This window comes from Acinetobacter sp. YH12205 (assembly GCF_013418125.1).
In the GTDB taxonomy this organism is placed as follows: domain Bacteria; phylum Pseudomonadota; class Gammaproteobacteria; order Pseudomonadales; family Moraxellaceae; genus Acinetobacter; species Acinetobacter towneri.
The window spans coordinates 266,380-286,946 of sequence record NZ_VPCQ01000005.1 but is presented as its reverse complement, the minus strand read 5'-3'; the positions used below and the strand labels follow the sequence as shown (position 1 = coordinate 286,946).

The following is a 20,567-nucleotide window of genomic DNA, read 5'->3' as shown; positions in this document are numbered from 1 at the left end:
GTTTTCTTTTTTGGCACTATTTGTGCTTGTCTTATTTCAGTCTTTTGACCGCACCTTCACCATGGCTTAGGAGTTTCTCGTGCCTCATGATGTAGAACTCATCATCTTACTTGCCGTTGGTTTTAGCTTGGCACTGGTATTTGGCTATATCGCTGCGCGCTTACGCCTTCCACCGCTTATGGGCTATCTGATTGCAGGTGTCATCATTAGTCCCAACACACCGGGCATTGTGGCAGATATTCATCTTGCCAACCAATTGGCAGAACTTGGGGTCATGTTCCTCATGTTCGGTGTTGGCATGCATTTCTCGCTAAATGATTTAATGCAGGTACGACGCATTGCTTTGCCTGGTGCAGTATTGCAGATCGCCGTGGCGACCCTGCTCGGTGTAGGCGTGTCGATGATGTGGGGTTGGAGTTTTGGTTCTGCCTTAATTTTTGGCTTGAGTCTGTCTTGTGCCAGTACCGTTGTGCTCTTAAAAGCATTGGGTGATCGTGGCCTGCTCGACTCCGTGAACGGTAAAATTGCAGTTGGTTGGTTGCTAGTTGAAGACTTGGTGATGGTCTTGGCATTGGTGCTTTTGCCTGCCACAGCCGTATTACTGGGTGGACAAGCCTTAGAAAGTACCAATGATGAAAATATTTGGCTAACACTCGGACTGACTTTACTGAAAGTTTCAGGCTTTATTGCCTTTATGCTCATTGTTGGCAAACGCCTTGTGCCCTTCATTATGCAAATTGTGGCACGCTTAGGTTCACGGGAACTGTTTACTCTAACGGTAGTCGCTGCTGCGGTATCAATTGCCTTTGGTGCTTATAAAATCTTTGGCGTGTCGATGGCACTTGGGGCGTTCTTTGCGGGGATGGTGGTCAAAGAATCTGATTTTAGTCATCGCGCCGAAGAAGAAACTTTACCCTTACGTGAAATTTTCTCCATCCTGTTTTTCGTTGCTGTGGGCATGCTGTTTGACCCGCGTATTCTGATAGAAGAACCACTGCATGTTTTAGCGGTCGTCGGCATTATCATGGTGGGTAAAACCATTGCAGCCATGGCATTGGTCTTGTTCTTCCGCTATCCACTCAATACAGCCTTGACCGTAGGCGCGAGCTTGGCACAAATTGGTGAGTTTTCCTTTATTTTGGCAACGCTAGGTGTATCTTTACAACTGCTGTCACTAGAAGGACAAAACCTGATTTTAGCAGGCGCACTCATTTCAATTACCCTCAATTCCTTTGTTTTTTCTGCGATTGAGCCTGTGCAAAACTGGATTCGGGAACGCTCTTATTTGGCGCGTTTGCTTGAACGCAGCAATGACCCTTTAGCCATGCTGCCCGATGAAGTTTCTCAAGATTATTTACGTGATCAGGTGGTGATTGTTGGACATGGTGAAGTCGGACGCCGCATTACTCAAAATTTAATGGCTGAAAATATTAAGGTCGTGATTGCGGAAGAAAACCGTGAAATTGTCGAAGACTTACGCGAAAAAGGCATTGCTGCAGTCAGCGGCATTGCCACAGAAACGGGTGTACTGATTCAGGCACATATTCAACATGCACGACTACTCGTTCTCTCGCCTATGGACATTTTGGATATTCATAAAATTGTGGATATTGCCAAAACCCTAAACCCTGAAATTCAGGTTTTGGTGTGTGCAGAAAGCAAAGCCGAAGCGGAAGTAATTCGTAAAGACAACATTGGTGAAGTGTATTTTGCCAAAGAAGAAATGGCGAAAAATATGAGCAATTATATTTTAAATCAAATTGAAATTGCCCATCATCAGCCACCAACGCATTGAGCATCATTCATCTAAAACCCATAGCCAAAATCACAAAAAGCGCACCGTTTAAGCTGCGCTTTTTTTGTTGACGTATAGATTGGCTTTCATTGTGTTGATGAAAAACTATCTAATAATGTCCATGATTTTAACCAAAGCAGATAGACAATCTATTCATTAAAGATAGCTCATCACCGAAAGACCTTTTGGGATTAACTCATAAATTGCGGCTGTTCATCCACAATTTCGGCATGCCATTCATTGACCTGCTTTTCCAACAAGCCAAATAATGCCGCTTGAATCATGTGCTGTGCCACAACAGCCGTCTGATCGCCCAATATGGCTTTGACTTCGTCATTGAACTGGATTTTGACCAATGGCTCTTTCTCTGAGCCTGCATTACGCAATGCCAACTCGCCACCTTCAAGCTGAACCAGCTCTAAAATTGCTTCCTGATTACCAAATAATTCTTTCAATTGCTCTATAGACATATATCCTCCATGCTCGACATGGCGGCAAAGGCGCTTGCACTTTGCATCGTTTAGAATATTTATATCGGGCTGATCAGATTTTTTTCAAGGGCGTTTGGTCGGCTTAAAATTCCACCATTTCATTACGAAAACCATCAATCAACTGGGTTAAGTCACGATGCCATTCGCGCAAAATTTTCGTATCTGGTAGCCATGCTTGCGGAGATTGCGTGACTTTAATAATCAAATTGGATGACGTTTCCTGTTCAGGTTCTGGTGCACTTGGCTCGGGCGTGTACTGACATAAACGATAAGCGCGCTTTAACTCTGCAATAAAGCCCGATTTGCTCAGTTGCTGCAGAATTGCCACTTCAGGGGAAATCTGCCCTTTGGCTGCCATCAATTCTTCAATTGATTTAAGGGTTGGATTACTGTCATTTAAACGATAATACCGCACCAATTCCTGCAAAAAAGCCAGCACCGCGCCATTTAAATGAAACACCGCAGCTTCACGATGTGCCTGCGCTTGCTGAACATGCTCGGTTTGCTCGGCCTGCTGACATGAAAGACGGGCGAAATATAATTTCTGATTGGTACGATCTGCATGAAAACGAGCAACACGGGACATGAGCATTTCCTCAATTTAGCGTTCTAAGAAGCTTAGATTAAACCGATTTTCCTGCAACACCCAATAAAAAATACACTATTTTTACTGCGATAAAATCGCGCACCAATGCAGTGCCAATCTCGTATTTTTACTAAAAATCACGCATAAAAAAGGAGCATTTTTTGCTCCCTTTGAACTATTTTGATGCAGGTTTATCTTCTGCTGCTTTGACACGTATTCCATGACCATGCAGACGCAAAGTATTCAGCGCTTTAATGGCTTTTACTGCCTCACGTGCATGTGGCATTTCTACAAATGCAAAACCTTTAGATTTTCCTGTTGCAGCATCCAACACCAAATTACAAGATTCTACAGTGCCATATTCCTGAAAAAGCTTTAACAATTCTTCTTCAGTCACTGTACGCTCTAAACTACGAACTAAAATTTTCATCTTACAACCTTAAAATAGGCAAAAACATCAAAAAGCACTCGCCTACTCTACTTTTTGCAGGAAACCTTGTGGCATAGTTTAATCGAGATCAATGCCAAAATCTAAATTAATCGCTTGGCGTTCCACCAAGGCACTTTTCACAGTTTGCTGACGGGTACGGTGATGAGTTTCCATCGTACACAACTGCCGTGTCAGATCATTCAAAAAATAACTGTCCAGTTTGCGCCCTTGTTCATCTACCGTATCACGCGCCCATAAATTAAAATTTTGCTTGGTTAAAATCAGTTCATTTTGGGCACGGGTCAAAGCCACGTACAGCACTCGACGTTCTTCTTCAATATCATCAAAACTGCCCTGCGCCCGTGCATGCGGGTACTGCCCTGCAGTCACATTCGCCACATAACAGACTTTTTGCTCCGTACCTTTGGCAGAATGGATGGTGATTAAAGTGACCACATCGGTATCGGACTGGCGTTCAATTTCAGAAATAGACACAGGATCGAGCACATATTCTTCTAAAAACTCACTTAACTGCGCATGCTTACCCGCCAGTTGTTGCACCAACTGAAAATCACCCTGACGACGATTCCAGTCTTTTTTATAGTTATCAGCCAATTGTTCCTGAATCGCTTCAATGCCTAAACCGACGCAAGCTGCAACTTCATGGCGTAAGACATCCATTTGCTTCATGATCAATAAAGTTTTTTCTGGCAAGCGTCCAAATTTTTCCAGCTTTTCAATCACCTTATCCATTGTGGGTTCAAGTAACAATTGCTGCGCCAACTTACTCGCACCGACATCACCCACGCCATTCCATAAAGTGAGAAAACGCATCCATGCAATATCATCTAAAGGATTGGCAATAACGCGCAATAAACTAAGTAAGTCTTTCACATGCGCAGTTTCCAAGAGCTTCATGCCGCCAATAAAACGATACGGCACACTTGCCGCAATACAGGCGGCTTCAATATGTCGCGCTGCAAAACTCGAACGCACCAAGACCATGTGATCTGACCACGGCGCGCCTTGCAAGAAATGTCGCTCTTTAATATCAATCGCAATCCATTTGGCTTCATCAAATTCATTCGGGAAAATATGCATTTTGGGTTTGATGCCATCACCACGATGCGCCTGCAACCGTTTGTTATAGCGAATCTCACTTTGATCTAACAACCAATTGGACAGGTCTAAAATTTCCTGCGTAGAACGGTAATTTTGCTCTAATTTGAAAATTTGAGCATTGGGTACGCGCTCTGTGAAATGATGAATATTTTCAAAATCTGCACCACGGAAACCATAAATCGATTGTGCATCATCGCCCACACAAAACAAACTGACCAGATCTTTTAAAGGCTCAAGCAAAGCCCATTGCAAAGGATTGGTGTCCTGCATTTCATCAACCAGAAGATGCTGACAAATTGACGCGACATAATCGACCAGACCTTCCGACTGCGCCAATGCCGATGCCACCACAGCCAAAATATCGTCATAATCGAGAAAGCCACGTGCACGTTTACGGCTTTCGTATTCCTGCATAATTTCAGCAATTTGATCTTTTAATGCCAAATATTCAGGCTGTTGCTTTTCTAAAGCCACACTCAGTTTTTGACGGGTATTCCGCGCAAAAGAATACAAATCACATAATTCTTGAGGCTTGGGTAACTGACTTGGATTTTTCTTATCATCTTTTCCACGAATGAGGCGAAACATCATCAACTGATCATCACGATCAATAATTGAAAACTGCTCTAAGCCAAAGGCTTTAGGAGTACGGCGTAACAGATACATACAAAAAGTATGAAAGGTCGAAGCACGTAAGCCTTTGGCTTGCTCGCCCAGCGCTAGCTCCACCCGTGCGACAATTTCACTCGCCGCACGACGGGTAAAGGTCAAAATTTGAATTTGATTGGCTGGAATACCCTGATCAATCAAGTACGCTGCACGTGCCACAATGGTTTTGGTTTTGCCACAGCCTGCGCCAGCCAAGACCAGACTATGTTGATGTGCTGTCGTGGCTGCTTGTTTTTGCTGGGGATTCAATTCATCAATTAGGCTGGCTAAACTCATAGTGACTCATCGTAGTGGGTGGATGAATAGTTTAACAGATCGGTTTAGGAATAAACCCATGAATATAAATGGCTCAATTCATACTCAAGTCATGCTCAAGCACATACTTTTACACAGGTTATATTGTGGAGATGTGGATAAGTGCATGCTTATCCACATTATTTCCAACCCAATTCTATGGCAGTAATTTCGTTAATACGCGTCTGCTGTAACGATTCAGGCATCTTACTTTTGCTTTGCGAAAGTGGCACATAACCCGCCATCAGTTCAGCCTGTCGTTGTGGGTACAATGGTTGCTGATTTGGGTCTGCATAACCAATCGGATAAATCGGTTGACCTGTGCTCAAATCATATTTATCTGTGGCACCAAAGGTATGCAGTAATTCATGCACCATCACCATGGTATTGCGCTGACTGTGTGCAGCAGAAGCAAATAAATTCACCGAGCCAATTTTACCTTTTTGTAAAGCGGTGGAATGTTTCAAAATTTGAGTTTGACTCGGATCATAATAATTCAGGTACAGCGTCACGGTTGCCGTACCATCACTGCTTTGTCGTTGCTGCCAAGCGTAAAAACGGAACTTTAAACTCCAAAGTACAGTATTAAGTAGTGATGCCTGCTCAGGCACTTTTGGTGGCAACTCCTTTAATTCTCGCCCCTGTTTGAAATAAAGCGCAATGGGTTGCCCACGATACTGCAAAGAAGCTTGTTTTAGATAGTCTTGAGCAGAATTTAAATTATTGATATTTAATGTATTGATATAGTTTTGGGTATTTGATCGTCCATCGGCATTGATTGGGTGTAACAATACGATGATGGGCTTATTCCAGTCTTGGCTCTGATCACGCCAAGCATTGACTGCAACGACCAGCAAAACCAGCAATAAGCATAAAATTCGGATTTTTTTCCACATGAATTAGGACAACATTAAGACATCAGCTTGCCGACTTTAACACGATTGTGATCACTGGAAAATTCCAACCAACCACTGTGTATTGAAAGTATAGCTGACTGTGTATTTTCAAATCCCTGATTTTGAATATTAAAGTAGGGATCATTTTGTTCGATATGTTGAATAATCTCGGAAATTTTTGCCCAACCTGCCTGATCTGCAAGTTGCTGAATGGTTTTTTGGACAAGTTTGACAAACGTACTAAAACTACGCTTTCTCAAATACATCTGACTGCCCTGTAATTTGGTTTCAAATAAACCCAAGGCTTTAATTAAACCAGAGAGTTTATCGTAACCATAGTTTCGGGTGTCAAAGTCGGGCTTGACCGAGCTGATATACGTACCAATTGCCCCTAAATAAGCCCAACCACTATCATCGGCATTTTCTTTGACCGCTTTATAAATCAGGTTCAAGGTGTATTTATCTATGCTGAGTGCAACATCGGTAACTTTATTATTTTTCCCTTTCTGATCAGATTCTTCTGCTACCGCAGCTTTTTCAGCTTCGGACACCAAGTTTTCTACATAAATAAATTTATCGCAGGCTTTACGAAAAGCTTCAGGCGTATTACTACGCCCAAAACCATAAACGATTAAACCACTTTCACGAATGCGAGAGGCTAAAGGCGTGAAATCACTGTCGCTAGATACAATACAAAAACCATCTAAAGCACCGCTATACAACAAATCCATGGCATCGATAATTAAAATCATATCGGTGGCATCTTTGCTTTTGGTATAAGCAAATTGCTGTACAGGCGTAATGGCGTGCGGTAAAAGTACATCACGCCAATTTTTTAGACTTTCGCTGCTCCAGTCACCATACACGCGCTTTACACTGGCGATGCCATACTTCGCCACTTCTTCCAATACAGACTCAATCGAGTTGACCGATGAGTTATCTGCATCGATTAAAATGGCGAATTTTTTTGGCTTCAACTCCATAACAGATCGTGTTAAGCCTCAACCCACTTACCATCTTGGTAAACCAATGACCATTTGGTTTGTTTGCCTTCAGGCGTTTCCGAACCAATATATTGCGCTTGATTCTTACGGCTGAATTTCACCAAGGTTGGATTACCTTCTGGGTCTGCATCAGGTGCTTGCAAAATAAACTGATATTTCGGATCAAGCTGTTCTGCAACTGTGCGTAATTCCGCGACTTTCGGCGCACGGGTTTCACGTACTTTCGGGAACTTACTGGCTGCCAAAAACAAGCCTGCTGCACCATCACGCAACACAAAGAAATCATCGTGTTTGGTTGAGCGTAAATGTTCCATTTTAATTGGATCAACACGCGGTGGCGCAGGCTGACCATTCTTGAGTACTTTACGTGTGTTTTCACAACTGGTGCAGGCAAAATAAGGGCCAAAGCGACCTGTTTTCAACTGCATTTCGCCATCACACTTGTCGCACGGAATGGTTGGGCCATCATAGCCTTTAATTTTGAACTCGCCTTCTTCTAGCTCGAAACCTGCACAGTCTGGGTTATTCCCGCAAATATGCAGTTTACGACCACCATCAATCACGTAACTATCCATAGCCGTTTCGCAAATTGGGCAGCGTTTTTTAGACATCAAATCTGCAGTTTCAGCGGCATCATCATCCGACAATGCGGCAAGCGACTCGACAGGAGTCAGGTTCAAAGTTCCCTTGCAACGTTCTTTTGGTGGCAAGTTATAGCCTGAACATCCCAAGAAAACCCCTGTTGTACCTGTACGAATCTGCATTGGACGTGAACATTCTTTACAATGTACTGCATCAACCTCTACAGGTAGATTACGGCGCATGCCTTGTTCGCCCTGTGCATTGGTCAAACGCTGCTTGAAGTCACCATAAAAACTGTTGAGTAAGTCTTTCCAGTTACGTTCTCCATCTGCAACTTTATCCAGCTGACCTTCCAAGTCTGCTGTAAAATCGTAGTTCATCAGGTTATTAAAACTTTCATCCAGACGATCTGTAACAATCTCACCCATTTTTTCGGCAAACAGACGACGGTTTTCCAGTTTGACATAACCACGGTCTTGAATAGTTGAAATAATCGCAGCATAGGTCGATGGACGTCCAATACCTTTTTTCTCAAGCTCTTTCACCAAAGAGGCTTCGGTAAAACGCGCAGGCGGTTTGGTAAAGTGTTGTGATGGATCAAGCTTCTCTAATTTAAGAATTTCACCGACTTTAACTGCAGGCAGTAACACATCATCATCCGATTTGTTTTGCCCACGCACTTTGGTAAAGCCATCAAAAACTAGCGTACGACCTTTGGCTTTTAACTCGACACCATTGGCATCAACCAAAATGGTCGATGATAAATATTCGGCTGGTGTCATTTGGCAAGCGACGAACTGACGCCAAATCAGATCATATAAACGCTGTGCATCGCGCTCTACACCCACCAAACTGTCGCCTTTAAGCGCAACATTAGATGGACGAATCGCTTCGTGCGCTTCTTGTGCGCCTGCTTTATTGCCATAACGATTTGGTTTAGCAGGCAGATATTTTTGACCAAACTCCGCTTCAATATGCGTACGCACCATATTGACCGCGTCATCACTCAGGAAGGTCGAGTCTGTACGCATATAGGTGATAAAACCTGCCTCATACAAACGCTGTGCTAGCATCATGGTTTTCTTGACTGAAAAACCAAGACGGGTACTCGCAGCCTGTTGCAGCGTTGACGTGATATACGGCGCACTTGGGTTGACTTTGGTCGGCTTATCTTCACGTGCAGATACGGTGTATTGCGCATCTTTAATCAAGTTCAGTAAAGCATCGGTTTCAGCTTTGTTGCGTAACTTGAGGGTTTTACCCGCTTGCTTAACCGCTTCTAGACGAATGTCATCTTTTTCAGATTTAGTATCTGCAAAGACTTGCCAATATTCTTCGGGTACAAAGGCGCGAATTTCACGCTCGCGCTCCACAACCAGCTTCACCGCAACTGACTGCACTCGTCCTGCCGATAAACCACGGGCAATTTTTTCCCAGAGCAGTGGCGAAATCATAAAACCCACCACGCGATCTAAGAAACGACGTGCCTGTTGGGCATTGACTTTGTTGGTATCTAAACGCGCAGGATGCTTAAAGGCTTCTTGAATCGCATTTTTGGTAATTTCGTTAAACACGACACGTTGATAACGTGAGTCATCTCCACCAATGACTTCTTTTAAGTGCCACGCAATCGCTTCCCCTTCACGGTCCAAGTCCGTTGCGAGATAGACTTCATCGACCTGCGATGCCAGTTTTTTTAATTCAGCGACTACATTTTCTTTGCCTGGCAGCACTTCATAGTGTGCTTTCCAGTCATGTTCAGGATCAACCCCCATACGGTTGACTAATGCTTGTTGAGCTTTTTCAGCTTTCTGAGCCTCGGTCAGTTTGGTTCGGGTGGTGGTTTTCTTTTCTGTGGTTTTTGCGCCACCACTGGTTGGCAAATCACGCACGTGACCGACCGAAGACTTCACAATGTAGTCCGAACCAAGATATTTATTGATTGTTTTCGCTTTTGCAGGCGACTCCACAATCACTAAGGCACGTTTGTGACCAGCTTCAGATTTGGCTGCAGTGCTTTTGGATGTGGACCGAGGAGCGTTCGCCATAAGTAACCGTATTTCCTATTTAATGGTTTAAAAATTAACGTTCAGCCAAGCTATGTAAAAAGGCTTTCATCTCATCTAATTGAGTTGCGCGAAGATCGGCTTCTTCATCCCAATAGATTCCTACACAGTTTGCCTGCATATCAATAGCATAAATGCCCTTTAATGCAATGGGTAAGCCTTGGAATTTCTCATCGCCATGCAACAGTTCTAGCTTTTGGTCTGTCACTAAAGCACGCATTAACGGTAAACGTGCATCGGCAATGAGTACACTGTAATACGCCACCATACTGGCACGTGATTCCGTGGCTTTCGGGATTTTTGTCCAGTCAGGCGCAACCACCAAACGAGGGTGTAGTCCCATTTTTCGGGCTTTTTCACGCATCAATCCTAAAGCTTTTTCTCTTGGGCTGACACGCAGACCAAAAATAGAGCCCATCACAAATATAATGATGGCAACGGCAACCCAAATTCCAGTATTTTCCATAGTACAACCTTTCTATTCTTATATTAGAGTTGCATAAGCACAATATAAAACGCAAGATTAAAATAAGCTGTGATTTATTTATTTCAAGTGTTTTAGTCTATCTGCCTACAAACAGCTTAAAATCGTCTTACGTGAAAAGGCATCATTTTCAAAACTTTAAATGGTTGATAAATGATGACTTAAATCAGTCGTATCGATAAAAAACTATCTTGCAGATGGGTTTTAAATCGACTCATGCCATTAATCGAAAAATTCTAAAACTTAGCTTAAAAACATCTCATGACTATATAGCACTTCATGTCCATTCCAATAAATATAGCCTTTTTCAATCAGTTCTTTGAGCAATAAACGAATATCAGATTTTGGAAATAACCGTTCCAGCAAATCACGCAATTCATAAATATCTTTTGGTTTTTCACCTTTTAGCTCACGTAACTTTTTGGCAACTTCCCATTGCACAGGGTCAATTTGGCTAAAGTTTTTAAATAAACTGTGCTGAGGATGTGGCTCTACGGCTTCAGTTTGCGCCACGATTGTAGAAGTGACTGTCGCCTCTTGCGTAGATTCTTCCACGACATCTAAGTCAAGTTGTACCCACTGCTTCAGTACTTTTTTACGAAAGCTAATTTGCTCATCCACTCGCTTTACAATTTTCAGGTTCATCAACATGCCAACCACATGCTGCACTTTGTCTGCCTCAAGTTGCAAAATATTGGCAATCGAGTTTTTTAAAGCCTCTACGTTGGTTGGCTTGCCTGACATTTTTGCCAACGCATCACAATACTTTTTTACCAACAGCAATTCAGGTTTGTTGCGAATTGCCATTGGGCTTGGTAAACGATTTTTGCTTTTCCCAGACTGCGTTTCAGGCTGAATATGAATCAGGTGACAGGCAATTTCAGATGCTTGCAACATTTCCATTAAAATCTGAATACTATCAGCCGCAGAAATCACTTCAACTTGTGTTTCTGGCTCTAGCAGTGCCATCAGTTGCCCCACCACGACCGCATATTCAAACTCTTTAAACTCTGCGCGCGGGCTGTCTAAAATCATAAGCTGACCGGTACTGATCCAGCCAGCCAACTCAGTTAAATCCTGCAAGTTATATTCAAATTTTCCTGCACAATTAAACAGATACACACTCGGATGATGCTCAATAATTTCTCGCAACAAAGTCGCGGTAGGCTGGTTGTTTTCAAGGTCAAGTAACACAACTTTAAAGGACATAAACTTTAGCGGACACAATAGGGTTTAAAAGATTCAGGCACAGCAGCCGAGCATTACAGCGGGAAGTACAGCAAAGGTCAAATTAAAATCAGCACGGAAACCAATACCGTTGATTAAGTACGATTGATTAATAGTGTGGTGGGCGATTGGTCATCGGGTCAAATGGTGCAATCCCATCCGACAAATCTGCCGACTCTACCCGCTGATATAACAACTGCATTTGTTTCTTTAAATCAGCAATTTCCAGACTTTGATGAACCACTTGTTCATTCAATTGCTCAACTAAATCGTCCAAAAATGCAATTCGCACTTGCAAATCTTCAATGGGTGCGGAAAATGACGCCTGATCATCTATACTTTGTTTAGTCATTTCAAATCCTCATTTGAGATTTTTTAGGAAACACTATGGCCTATATTACTTTAAGGGATGTCCAACTCGCATTTGGTGGACCTGCCTTGCTCGACGGCGCGAATTTTAACCTAGAACGTGGCGAACGAGTGTGTTTGATTGGCCGTAATGGAGAAGGTAAGTCTACTCTACTTAAACTGATTGAAGGAAGTTTACTGCCCGATGCAGGTGAAGTGTCTATTCAAAATGGCATCACCATTGCCATGTTGGCGCAAGATGTGCCCATGGATTCAGGCAAAGTCGCCGATATTGTGGCCGATGGTGCAGGTGAAGCTGCTGCAGTATTAAAAGCCTATCACGAAGCCAGTGATGCCTGTGTATTGGGCGATATGGATGCCTGTGACCGTATGGGGAACTTGCAACACAAGCTAGATCAGCTTGATGGCTGGGCGCTAGAAAATAAGGTCAATGCCATTTTAAGTAAAATGGGACTTGATCCAAATGCCGACTTAGCCGATTTATCCGGGGGACGTAAACGTCGTGTATTGTTAGCACGTGCCCTGCTCACCCAACCTGACGTGTTGTTGCTAGATGAACCGACCAACCACTTAGATGTGGAAAGTATTGAATGGCTAGAAAAATTCCTACTCGATCAAAATAATTTAACTCTACTGTTTATTTCGCATGACCGTGCTTTTGTCGATAGTATCGCCACCCGCATTGTCGAGTTAGATCGTGGTGTATTACGCAGCTACGAAGGTAACTATTCACGTTATTTAGATTTAAAGGCGCAGCAACTAGAAGCCGAAGAAAAACAAAATGCGCTGTTTGATAAAAAACTGGCCGAAGAAGAAGCATGGATTCGTCAAGGCATTAAAGCACGTCGTACCCGCAACGAAGGACGTGTGCGTGCCTTAAAAGCCTTACGTGAAGAATCAAAAGCACGTCGCTTCCAACAAGGCAAAGTCAATATGGCAGCGCAGGAAGCCAATCGCTCAGGCAAACTGGTCTTTGATATTGAACATTTACAAGTGGCCTTTGGCAATCAAGCTCCGATTATCAAAGACTTTTCAACACTGGTATTACGTGGCGATCGTATTGGTTTAGTTGGCGATAACGGTGTCGGTAAAACCACCCTGATTAAAGCCATTTTAGGTGAAATTGAGCATGGTGGCTCTGTCAAAACAGGCACACAACTGGAAATTGCCTATTTCGACCAATTACGCAATGTCTTGGATTTGGAAAAGTCGGTCAAAGATAACGTGTCTGAAGGTTCAGACTTTGTTGATGTGAACGGACAACGTCGTCATATCTATAGTTATTTACAAGACTTTTTATTCTCACCAGAACGTGCACGCACGCCGGTTAAAGCTTTGTCTGGCGGTGAACGCAACCGTATTTTACTGGCAAAATTACTACTCAAACCATCTAACCTAATTGTGATGGATGAGCCGACCAACGACTTAGATATGGTCACTTTAGAGTTGCTTGAGGAAATGCTCAGCGACTATAAGGGTACTTTATTGCTGATTTCACACGACCGTGCTTTTATGGACAACGTGGTGACCTCGACTTGGGTATTTGATGGCAAAGGCAATATTGATGAATATATTGGCGGCTATCAGGACTACTTGCAGCAACGCCCAGACCAAACTGTAGTTGATCAAAAAAGTGATGTTAAAAAAGCCGTTGCCAAAGCCGAAGCAGCTGCAGCAGCGCCAACGGCCAAAAAAGTAAAATTGAGCTATAAAGATCAACGTGCTTTAGAGCAGTTGCCAGGTGAAATTGAAGCACTGGAACAGGAACAAACCGAATTGGCTGAAAAACTGGCGGATGGTTCTTGGTTTGTAACAGATGCCAATGCAGCCACCAAAGCCTCACAGCGTTTGGCTGAAATTGATGAAGAACTGCTGAAAAAACTAGAGCGTTGGGACGAACTGGAAAACTTAGCGAATGGTAACTAAGCATATTGGCTTAAGTGATTATTCCTAACTTTTTAAGCACAGGACTTGTCCCCAATACCAAAGCTTTGCAAAACCATTTTAAGCATCTTTCCCATTGGACGTATGCTTTTAAATTTTAAAATCGGTTCGTGCTAAACTGCAACGATACAACACTTTACACGGTCATTATGAGTCAACACACTGAATATCCACCAGGCGAATTTCAATGGTCTTTCCTGTTGCCAAAATATTGGGGCATCTGGATTGGCATTGTCTACCTGATGATTTTAGCCATTTTGCCGTGGGCGATTCAGTATCGTTTGGCGCAGCTTTTAGGCAATCTTGCCTTTAACAGCATGAAGTCACGTCGCGTAACTACGTTACGCAATTTGGAAGTGTGTTTTCCTGAATGGAGCGAGGCTGAAGTACATGAAAATGCTCGCCAAGTCTTTGTTGATCAAATGCTGGGCGTATTTGAAACCTTAAATGCGTGGTACTGTCCACAGTGGTTTAAAGGACGTACTCAGGTTGAAGGTTTAGAACATATTCAGCAAGCCCAAGCAGATGGTCGCGGGGTTTTATTGTTAGGTACACATTCTACTCTGCTAGATGCAGGCGGCTATGTCTGTGCGCAATATTTTGACCCCGATGTGGTCTATCGTCCACAAAACAATCCATTACTGGACATGCTGATTTACCGTTGTCGCGCCACCATTTACGGTCATCAAATTGACCACGATGACATGCGTGGTTTAATCCGTCACTTAAAAAATGGTCGTGCCATTTGGTATAGCCCAGATCAGGACTTTGGTTTAAAACAAGGTGTTATGGCACCGTTTTTTGGCGTACCTGCAGCGACAGTTACAGCGCATCGTCGTTTACTTAAAATGACCAAAGCCGCAGCAATTCCGTTATATTTTTACCGTACAGGCAAGCTTTCCAACCCGCAATATAAAGTCTTGATTGAGCCTGAACTGCTGGATTTTCCAAGCACAAATGAAGTAGCAGATGCAACGCGCACCAATTTCATTATCGAGCAGCAATTACGGATCGCTCCTACCCAATATATGTGGTTTCATCGTCGGTTTAAGAGCCGCCCCGAAGGTTATGACAGTATTTACTAATCTGTACGGCAGAAGGAAAGATTCATGAAAGTCATGCAGTTATTACCCGAATTAAACAGTGGCGGTGTAGAACGCGGTACGCTCGAAATCGCCCGAGCCTTGGTCGCTCAAGGACATACGTCATTGGTGGTGTCGAATGGCGGACGGATGGTCAACCAACTCGAAGCTGAAGGTTCCACTCATTTAAAGTTAGCCATCCACAAAAAATCATTATCAAGCTTGTGGCAAATCCATCCTTTACGCCAACTGATTATGCAACATCAACCTGATATTGTGCATGTACGTTCCCGCGTACCTGCATGGCTAACTCATTTTTCCCTAAAAGGTATTCCAGCCGAAAAACGTCCACACTTAATTTCAACTGTACATGGTTTTTATTCAGTTAACCGTTACAGCCAAATTATGACCCAAGCGGAAAAAGTGATCGCAGTTTCTGACAGTGTAGTCAAATACATTCGTGATCATTATCAAAACTGTCCACCTGAAGATATTGTCCGTATTTATCGTGGAATTGACCCTGCTGCATTTCCGCACGGGTATCAACCTTCGGCACAATGGATGCAACAAACCTATCAAGATTTCCCAGAACTTGAACATAAGTTTTTAATTTGTTTGCCGGGACGTATCACCCGCTTAAAAGGTCATGAAACATTGATTGATCTAATTGCGAAATTAAAAACCCAGTATCCACAGATTCATGCTGTTGTTGTAGGCGGTGCAGATGTTAAAAAAGCAGCTTATTTACAGGAACTGGAACGCAATATTCGGGATAAACATCTGACCGAAGCGATAACCTTTGTTGGACACCGTTCTGACATTCGCGAGTGGCTTGCGTTTAGCGATATTGTACTTTCACTTTCCAATCAGGCGGAAACCTTTGGACGCACTGCACTTGAGGCTTTATCTGTAGGAACACCTGTGATTGGCTGGAACCGTGGTGGTGTGGCTGAAATTTTGTCACAACTGTATCCGCAAGGGCTCATCGCAGCAGATGACCAAGTGGCTTTATTCAATGCAGTGCAATTGCATCTGGAAATACCGCAAAGTGTCACCCCTGTTGAATTGTTCAGCTTGGCAGATATGTGTCATCAAACCTTAGATTTATATCAGCAAGTTTTGCAGTCAAAATACGCCTAAAACCAAACCATAGAACTGAATCGAGCTGATTGAAGTTTAATTTTTTTTAAAAACTATGAGAGTGAAAAAAATAAGTCCCCCAAAAATCATCGCCCGAGTTCTACATCCTGTAAAACTCGGGCTCATGAGGTTGTGCTTTCAAAACTTATTGTTATTTTATTGTATGGCGTTCCTTACCTACATCATATCCTTGATGTTTATCCGTCAGCGTCGTCTTCCTTAATGGGATATTCCGTTCCCGAGTCCTTGTGCTGATGAATTAATCTTAACCAGATCAGTCAGAATAAACCATGCGTCATGTGCCTAAATCCGTGTAAGCCATTTCGTACACTTTTCGTTTAATTTCTAAACCGATTTATCCTGTGCTTTATACGGTTGTGCAATTTCATCGGTCACCAGTTTTTCTTCTCGCTCTGCTTTTTCAATCCCCTCCTGAATCGCCTGTTGTGCTTCCTGCTCATCGGCATCAGTTTGGGGCAGCTCTTCCTGAATTCGATCAAACACCCGCCCAGTTTGCAATACCACATACACAGGAAAATGGTCTGAACCGATATGCGCCAAACGCTGCATATCCACCAATGCAAAATCGGTACTATGAAATACATGGTCTAATGACCAACGCAGTAAAGGATAATCGGCATGAAAGGTATTGATATAGTGCCGCCCTACGCGCGGGTCGAGCAAGCCACTGATTCTTTGAAACAAGCGCGTAGTCCGCGACCACGCCACATCGTTTAAATCACCCATTACGATACAGCTTTCATCTAAATCTTTGATTTGATCGCCTACAATCAACAATTCGGCATCTCTTAAAACTGAATCTTTGGCTTCGGTAGGACTTGGTGGTTTAGGATGCAAACAATACAACTGTACAGGCTGCCCCGAAGGCAAAATCACACTGGTATGAATGGATGGAATTTCATCGCTGAGAATAAATTTGATCTCAGTGTCTTTTAATGGCAAACGGCTATACAAATGCATGCCATATAAATTATCTAAAGGCACAGCGACCCGATAAGGATAGTCGGCTTCAATCACAGACAAGGCTTGTTGCCATGCCAAATCAGTTTCTAAAGTCAATACCAAGTCTGGTTTTAAGGCTTGAATATGTTCAATCAACAGATGATATTTCTGATTTGGTGTCAGAACATTGGACACGATTAATGAAATTTGTTTTTCAGGATTTAGCTGTTCTGGACGAACTTGTTTGACCTGTTTTTTCCACAGCAAGGTGTAGGGCAAGACCATTTTGAGCTGATAAGCCAAAGCCGCAATCAGTCCAATTAAAATCACTTGGCTAGACACATCCCACGTCTGCTCCCAAATCAGTAGCAAAACAAAGGCAATGATGCCTAAAACCAAGATCTGTAAACGTGGAAAATCTGCGCCCCGAATCCACCATTCATCACGTGGAATCAGTGACCAAAAACTTAACCAAATGACTAATATTGCAAGCCCTTTTACCCAAATCATCTTGCTTTACTCTTTTGTATTTTTTGTCGTTTTTACATGAAAACCAAAGTTATCAATTTTGTATGTAACACAAACAAGAGATTTCACTCAATAATACTCATGTTTTGTTCATGTAATGCTTGCAGTTGCGCCCCCTTTTGATAGACTTATATTCCTTTATTGTTTTTTAACGCACCGAGGCAAAGTGGCATGAAAGTAGGTCTGGTCGGTTGGCGCGGGATGGTGGGTTCCGTCCTTATGCAACGTATGGTTGAAGAAAATGATTTTGCTCATTTTGAACCATTCTATTTCTCTACCAGTAATGCTGGTGGTGAAGCACCAGCATTTGGTGGTAAGACTGCCCCAGCACTTATGGATGCAACAGATATTGAAAGTCTGAAGCAAATGGATGTCATTATTACCTGTCAAGGTGGTGATTACACTTCTGCCGTTTTCCCGAAGCTTAAAGCTGAAGGATGGAATGGTTACTGGATTGATGCTGCATCTACCCTACGTATGGATGATGAAGCGATTATCGTACTTGATCCAGTCAACATGAATGTCATTAAAGATGGCTTGGTGAATGGCACCAAAACATTTGTGGGCGGTAACTGTACTGTTTCACTCATGTTGATGGGCTTGGGTTCATTATTCCAAAACAATTTGGTGGAATGGGCAACTTCAATGACCTATCAAGCAGCTTCTGGTGCAGGTGCGCAAAACATGCGTGAGCTGATCACAGGCATGGGCTACTTGTATAACAACACCAAAGACTTGTTGGATGACCCACGTTCACCAATTTTAGACATCGACTCTAAAATTGCCGAATTACAACGCGGCGAAGGTTTCCCATCGGCAAACTTTGGTGTGCCTTTAGCGGGTTCTCTCATTCCATATATCGACAAACAGCTTGAAAGCGGTCAGTCAAAAGAAGAATGGAAAGGTCAGGTTGAAACCAACAAAATTTTAGGCAATCAGCAGATTGTTCCTATTGATGGTCACTGTGTACGTATTGGTGCAATGCGTTGTCACTCTCAGGCAATCACATTGAAGCTGAAAAAAGACGTTCCATTGAACGAAATTGAAGATATGATTCGTCAATCAAGCCAATGGGCAAAAGTGGTACCAAATACACGCGAAGCATCAATGACCGATCTTACCCCAGTTGCAGTTACAGGGACTTTAACAGTACCTGTTGGTCGTTTACGCAAAATGAACATGGGTAAAGAGTACCTTGGTGCATTCACTGTAGGTGACCAATTACTTTGGGGTGCAGCAGAGCCATTACGTCGCATGTTACGCATCTTAATTGATTACAAAAATGCTTAAGCCTCGTCTTGAGCACTGAATCATTTTGGATTCTGTGATCAAACTCAACAAGCCAGTCAAATTTGACTGGCTTTTTTATGTAATCAACGTGTTAATATTTTACAATCGACATACAACTCGCTACTCTATCCTTTTCGCCTTGCGATAAATGACCGAGCTAACAATTAAGATGACTGTATATAACAAATTAAAGATCGCCATTTTATCTATTTTGGCTTCACAGCAAATGTATGCAATGAATGTTGACCCGATTCAAATTCAGTCAACAACTGGGGAATTGCTCTATGCCGAAATCAACTTTCGTCAATCGAATGTGAATGAAGCGATTGATGTTAGTTTAGCTACGGCCGAAGATCTGATGTCGATTGGTGCGAGTCACCGTCCGCCTGGTCATCTTAACTTTTTTACACGTCGTAACAGCAATGGTACAGGGGTTATCACCATTACCTCATCTCGACCTCTAACCGAGTCTGAGTTGAATATTGTGGTCAAAATTAAAGAAGGCAATGCAACCCGCCTGCAACATATTCGCACCCCATTAAAACGCAGTGCACCTGCGCCATTGGCCGCTATGCAACGTAGCAATGAACAAGCTTTAATGCCTGTTATGATTGTCAATGAGCAAGATATTGCTTTAAATTTACCTGTAAGTACGGCCTATCAGGTTGAAACACCCAAAGCAATTGAACAACAGGCTTTTGAAGCACCGCTAACCATTAAACGCAATACACCGCCTGCGTTAAACCATCAAGCAGTAACAGTGATTCAAACTGCGCCAAGCCGTAGCGCAGCGAGTGAAAATACGACTGTTGCTGCTCCAAAAGCAGCGCCAGCAAAAACAAATAACAACCCAACACCGACAGCATCTACAGCGACTACGTCAGTCACTGCACAACAATCGGCTGATCCATTGGTACAAAAATTTGCTGAACAGCAACGCACGAAGCAACTGGCACAAACTCAGCCTGCTGCTGCCGTGAAAAAGCCTGCACAAACAGCGGCTGCACAGGCTAAACCAAGCCCTGCCACAGCCATGCCTGCAGTCAATACCCAACACGTGGTGCAATCGAATGAATCATTATGGGCAATTGCCTCACGCATTGCGGGTGAAAATAACCGCCCTGTTGCTGAAGTGATGCAGCAAATTAAAGCCAATAATGAGCATGCTTTTATTCAAGGCGATGCCAATCGTTTGCGTCGTGGTGCGACCTTAAATTTACATGCACAAGCTAACTCTAAAACAGAGAAAAAAGCCGCAATTCCAAAACCAGAAACGGCCAGTACACCACAATCAGGCAAAGCCAAATATCGTTTAAATCAAGCAGAAATGAGCCTCGTGGCAGAGAATCAACAGGACTCCACCCACGGTTCTGCCAAGAAGAACACACAATCCACACAAACTTCGGGTGACTTGTCATTAAAAGTTATGACATCCCGTGAGAAAACCGTTAAATTACAGAGAAACGTAACAGAATTAGAATTGGCATTACGTCAGAAGGATCACAGAATTCAATTACTCAACGCGCGCCTTGCTGAACTGCAACAACAATTGCAAAAACAACAAGCCGCAAATAAGCCAAAACACTAAATGTTACACACAATGAT

At 43.0% G+C, this 20,567-nt stretch carries 17 protein-coding genes; 6 read left to right on the top strand and 11 right to left on the bottom strand.

Annotation, left to right across the window (positions count from 1 at the left end):
* Positions 1-79: 79 nt before the first annotated feature.
* Positions 80-1,795: a cation:proton antiporter gene (locus FTU92_RS09140; RefSeq protein WP_180096130.1), complete on the top strand. Its 1,716-nt coding sequence runs from the start codon at positions 80-82 to the stop codon at positions 1,793-1,795.
* 191 nt (positions 1,796-1,986) lie between these two features.
* On the opposite strand, the gene FTU92_RS09135 is transcribed toward FTU92_RS09140, so the two are convergent.
* The 10 genes from FTU92_RS09135 to FTU92_RS09090 form a co-directional block, all read right to left on the bottom strand.
* Positions 1,987-2,265 carry a hypothetical protein gene (locus FTU92_RS09135; protein ID WP_131261040.1) on the bottom strand — a complete coding sequence of 93 codons (279 nt, stop codon included), beginning with the start codon at positions 2,263-2,265 and terminating at the stop codon, positions 1,987-1,989.
* 103 nt (positions 2,266-2,368) lie between these two features.
* The gene (locus tag FTU92_RS09130; RefSeq protein WP_004976141.1) at positions 2,369-2,872 is read right to left on the bottom strand and encodes a DUF6586 family protein; all 504 of its coding nucleotides are present in this window, start codon (positions 2,870-2,872) and stop codon (positions 2,369-2,371) included.
* 175 nt (positions 2,873-3,047) lie between these two features.
* Entirely contained in the window at positions 3,048-3,302 is a 255-nt protein-coding gene (locus FTU92_RS09125; RefSeq protein WP_004976139.1) for an RNA-binding protein, read from the bottom strand.
* 78 nt (positions 3,303-3,380) lie between these two features.
* The gene (locus tag FTU92_RS09120) at positions 3,381-5,369 is read right to left on the bottom strand and encodes an ATP-dependent helicase (protein WP_180096128.1); all 1,989 of its coding nucleotides are present in this window, start codon (positions 5,367-5,369) and stop codon (positions 3,381-3,383) included.
* Positions 5,370-5,527: 158 nt separating this feature from the next.
* The gene (locus FTU92_RS09115) at positions 5,528-6,283 is read right to left on the bottom strand and encodes a hypothetical protein (protein WP_180096126.1); all 756 of its coding nucleotides are present in this window, start codon (positions 6,281-6,283) and stop codon (positions 5,528-5,530) included.
* Positions 6,284-6,297: 14 nt separating this feature from the next.
* Positions 6,298-7,266 (bottom strand): NYN domain-containing protein, encoded by a 969-nt coding sequence (locus tag FTU92_RS09110; protein ID WP_154321061.1) that lies wholly within the window; start codon positions 7,264-7,266, stop codon positions 6,298-6,300.
* Between the two features lie 11 nt (positions 7,267-7,277).
* Entirely contained in the window at positions 7,278-9,917 is a 2,640-nt protein-coding gene (gene topA, locus FTU92_RS09105; RefSeq protein ID WP_179991458.1) for a type I DNA topoisomerase, read from the bottom strand.
* A 34-nt stretch (positions 9,918-9,951) separates the two neighbouring features.
* Entirely contained in the window at positions 9,952-10,401 is a 450-nt protein-coding gene (locus tag FTU92_RS09100; RefSeq protein WP_004976129.1) for an ammonium transporter, read from the bottom strand.
* A 261-nt stretch (positions 10,402-10,662) separates the two neighbouring features.
* Entirely contained in the window at positions 10,663-11,628 is a 966-nt protein-coding gene (locus FTU92_RS09095; protein WP_180096124.1) for a hypothetical protein, read from the bottom strand.
* Between the two features lie 127 nt (positions 11,629-11,755).
* Positions 11,756-11,998: a SlyX family protein gene (locus FTU92_RS09090; RefSeq protein ID WP_004976120.1), complete on the bottom strand. Its 243-nt coding sequence runs from the start codon at positions 11,996-11,998 to the stop codon at positions 11,756-11,758.
* A 35-nt stretch (positions 11,999-12,033) separates the two neighbouring features.
* Here FTU92_RS09090 and FTU92_RS09085 point away from each other — a divergent pair, with 35 nt between their 5' ends.
* The 3 genes from FTU92_RS09085 to FTU92_RS09075 all read left to right on the top strand — a co-directional run bounded on the left by FTU92_RS09085 (position 12,034) and on the right by FTU92_RS09075 (position 16,181).
* Positions 12,034-13,941, top strand: a complete 1,908-nt coding sequence (locus tag FTU92_RS09085; protein WP_179990480.1) for an ATP-binding cassette domain-containing protein — start codon at positions 12,034-12,036, stop codon at positions 13,939-13,941.
* Positions 13,942-14,108: 167 nt separating this feature from the next.
* Positions 14,109-15,044 carry a lauroyl acyltransferase gene (locus tag FTU92_RS09080; RefSeq protein ID WP_180096122.1) on the top strand — a complete coding sequence of 312 codons (936 nt, stop codon included), beginning with the start codon at positions 14,109-14,111 and terminating at the stop codon, positions 15,042-15,044.
* Positions 15,045-15,068: 24 nt separating this feature from the next.
* Complete coding sequence (locus FTU92_RS09075; RefSeq protein ID WP_180096120.1) at positions 15,069-16,181, top strand: glycosyltransferase family 4 protein; 1,113 nt, start codon at positions 15,069-15,071, stop codon at positions 16,179-16,181.
* Between the two features lie 345 nt (positions 16,182-16,526).
* Here the strand turns inward: FTU92_RS09075 and FTU92_RS09070 are convergent, their stop codons facing one another.
* Positions 16,527-17,654: an endonuclease/exonuclease/phosphatase family protein gene (locus FTU92_RS09070; RefSeq protein ID WP_096901696.1), complete on the bottom strand. Its 1,128-nt coding sequence runs from the start codon at positions 17,652-17,654 to the stop codon at positions 16,527-16,529.
* Positions 17,655-17,843: 189 nt separating this feature from the next.
* On the opposite strand from FTU92_RS09070, the gene asd reads away from it, so the two are divergent.
* Both asd and FTU92_RS09060 read left to right on the top strand, forming a co-directional pair.
* Positions 17,844-18,962, top strand: a complete 1,119-nt coding sequence (gene asd / locus FTU92_RS09065; RefSeq protein WP_004976115.1) for an aspartate-semialdehyde dehydrogenase — start codon at positions 17,844-17,846, stop codon at positions 18,960-18,962.
* A 169-nt stretch (positions 18,963-19,131) separates the two neighbouring features.
* Positions 19,132-20,550 carry a FimV family protein gene (locus FTU92_RS09060; RefSeq protein ID WP_228153767.1) on the top strand — a complete coding sequence of 473 codons (1,419 nt, stop codon included), beginning with the start codon at positions 19,132-19,134 and terminating at the stop codon, positions 20,548-20,550.
* The last annotated feature ends 17 nt before the right edge of the window (positions 20,551-20,567 follow it).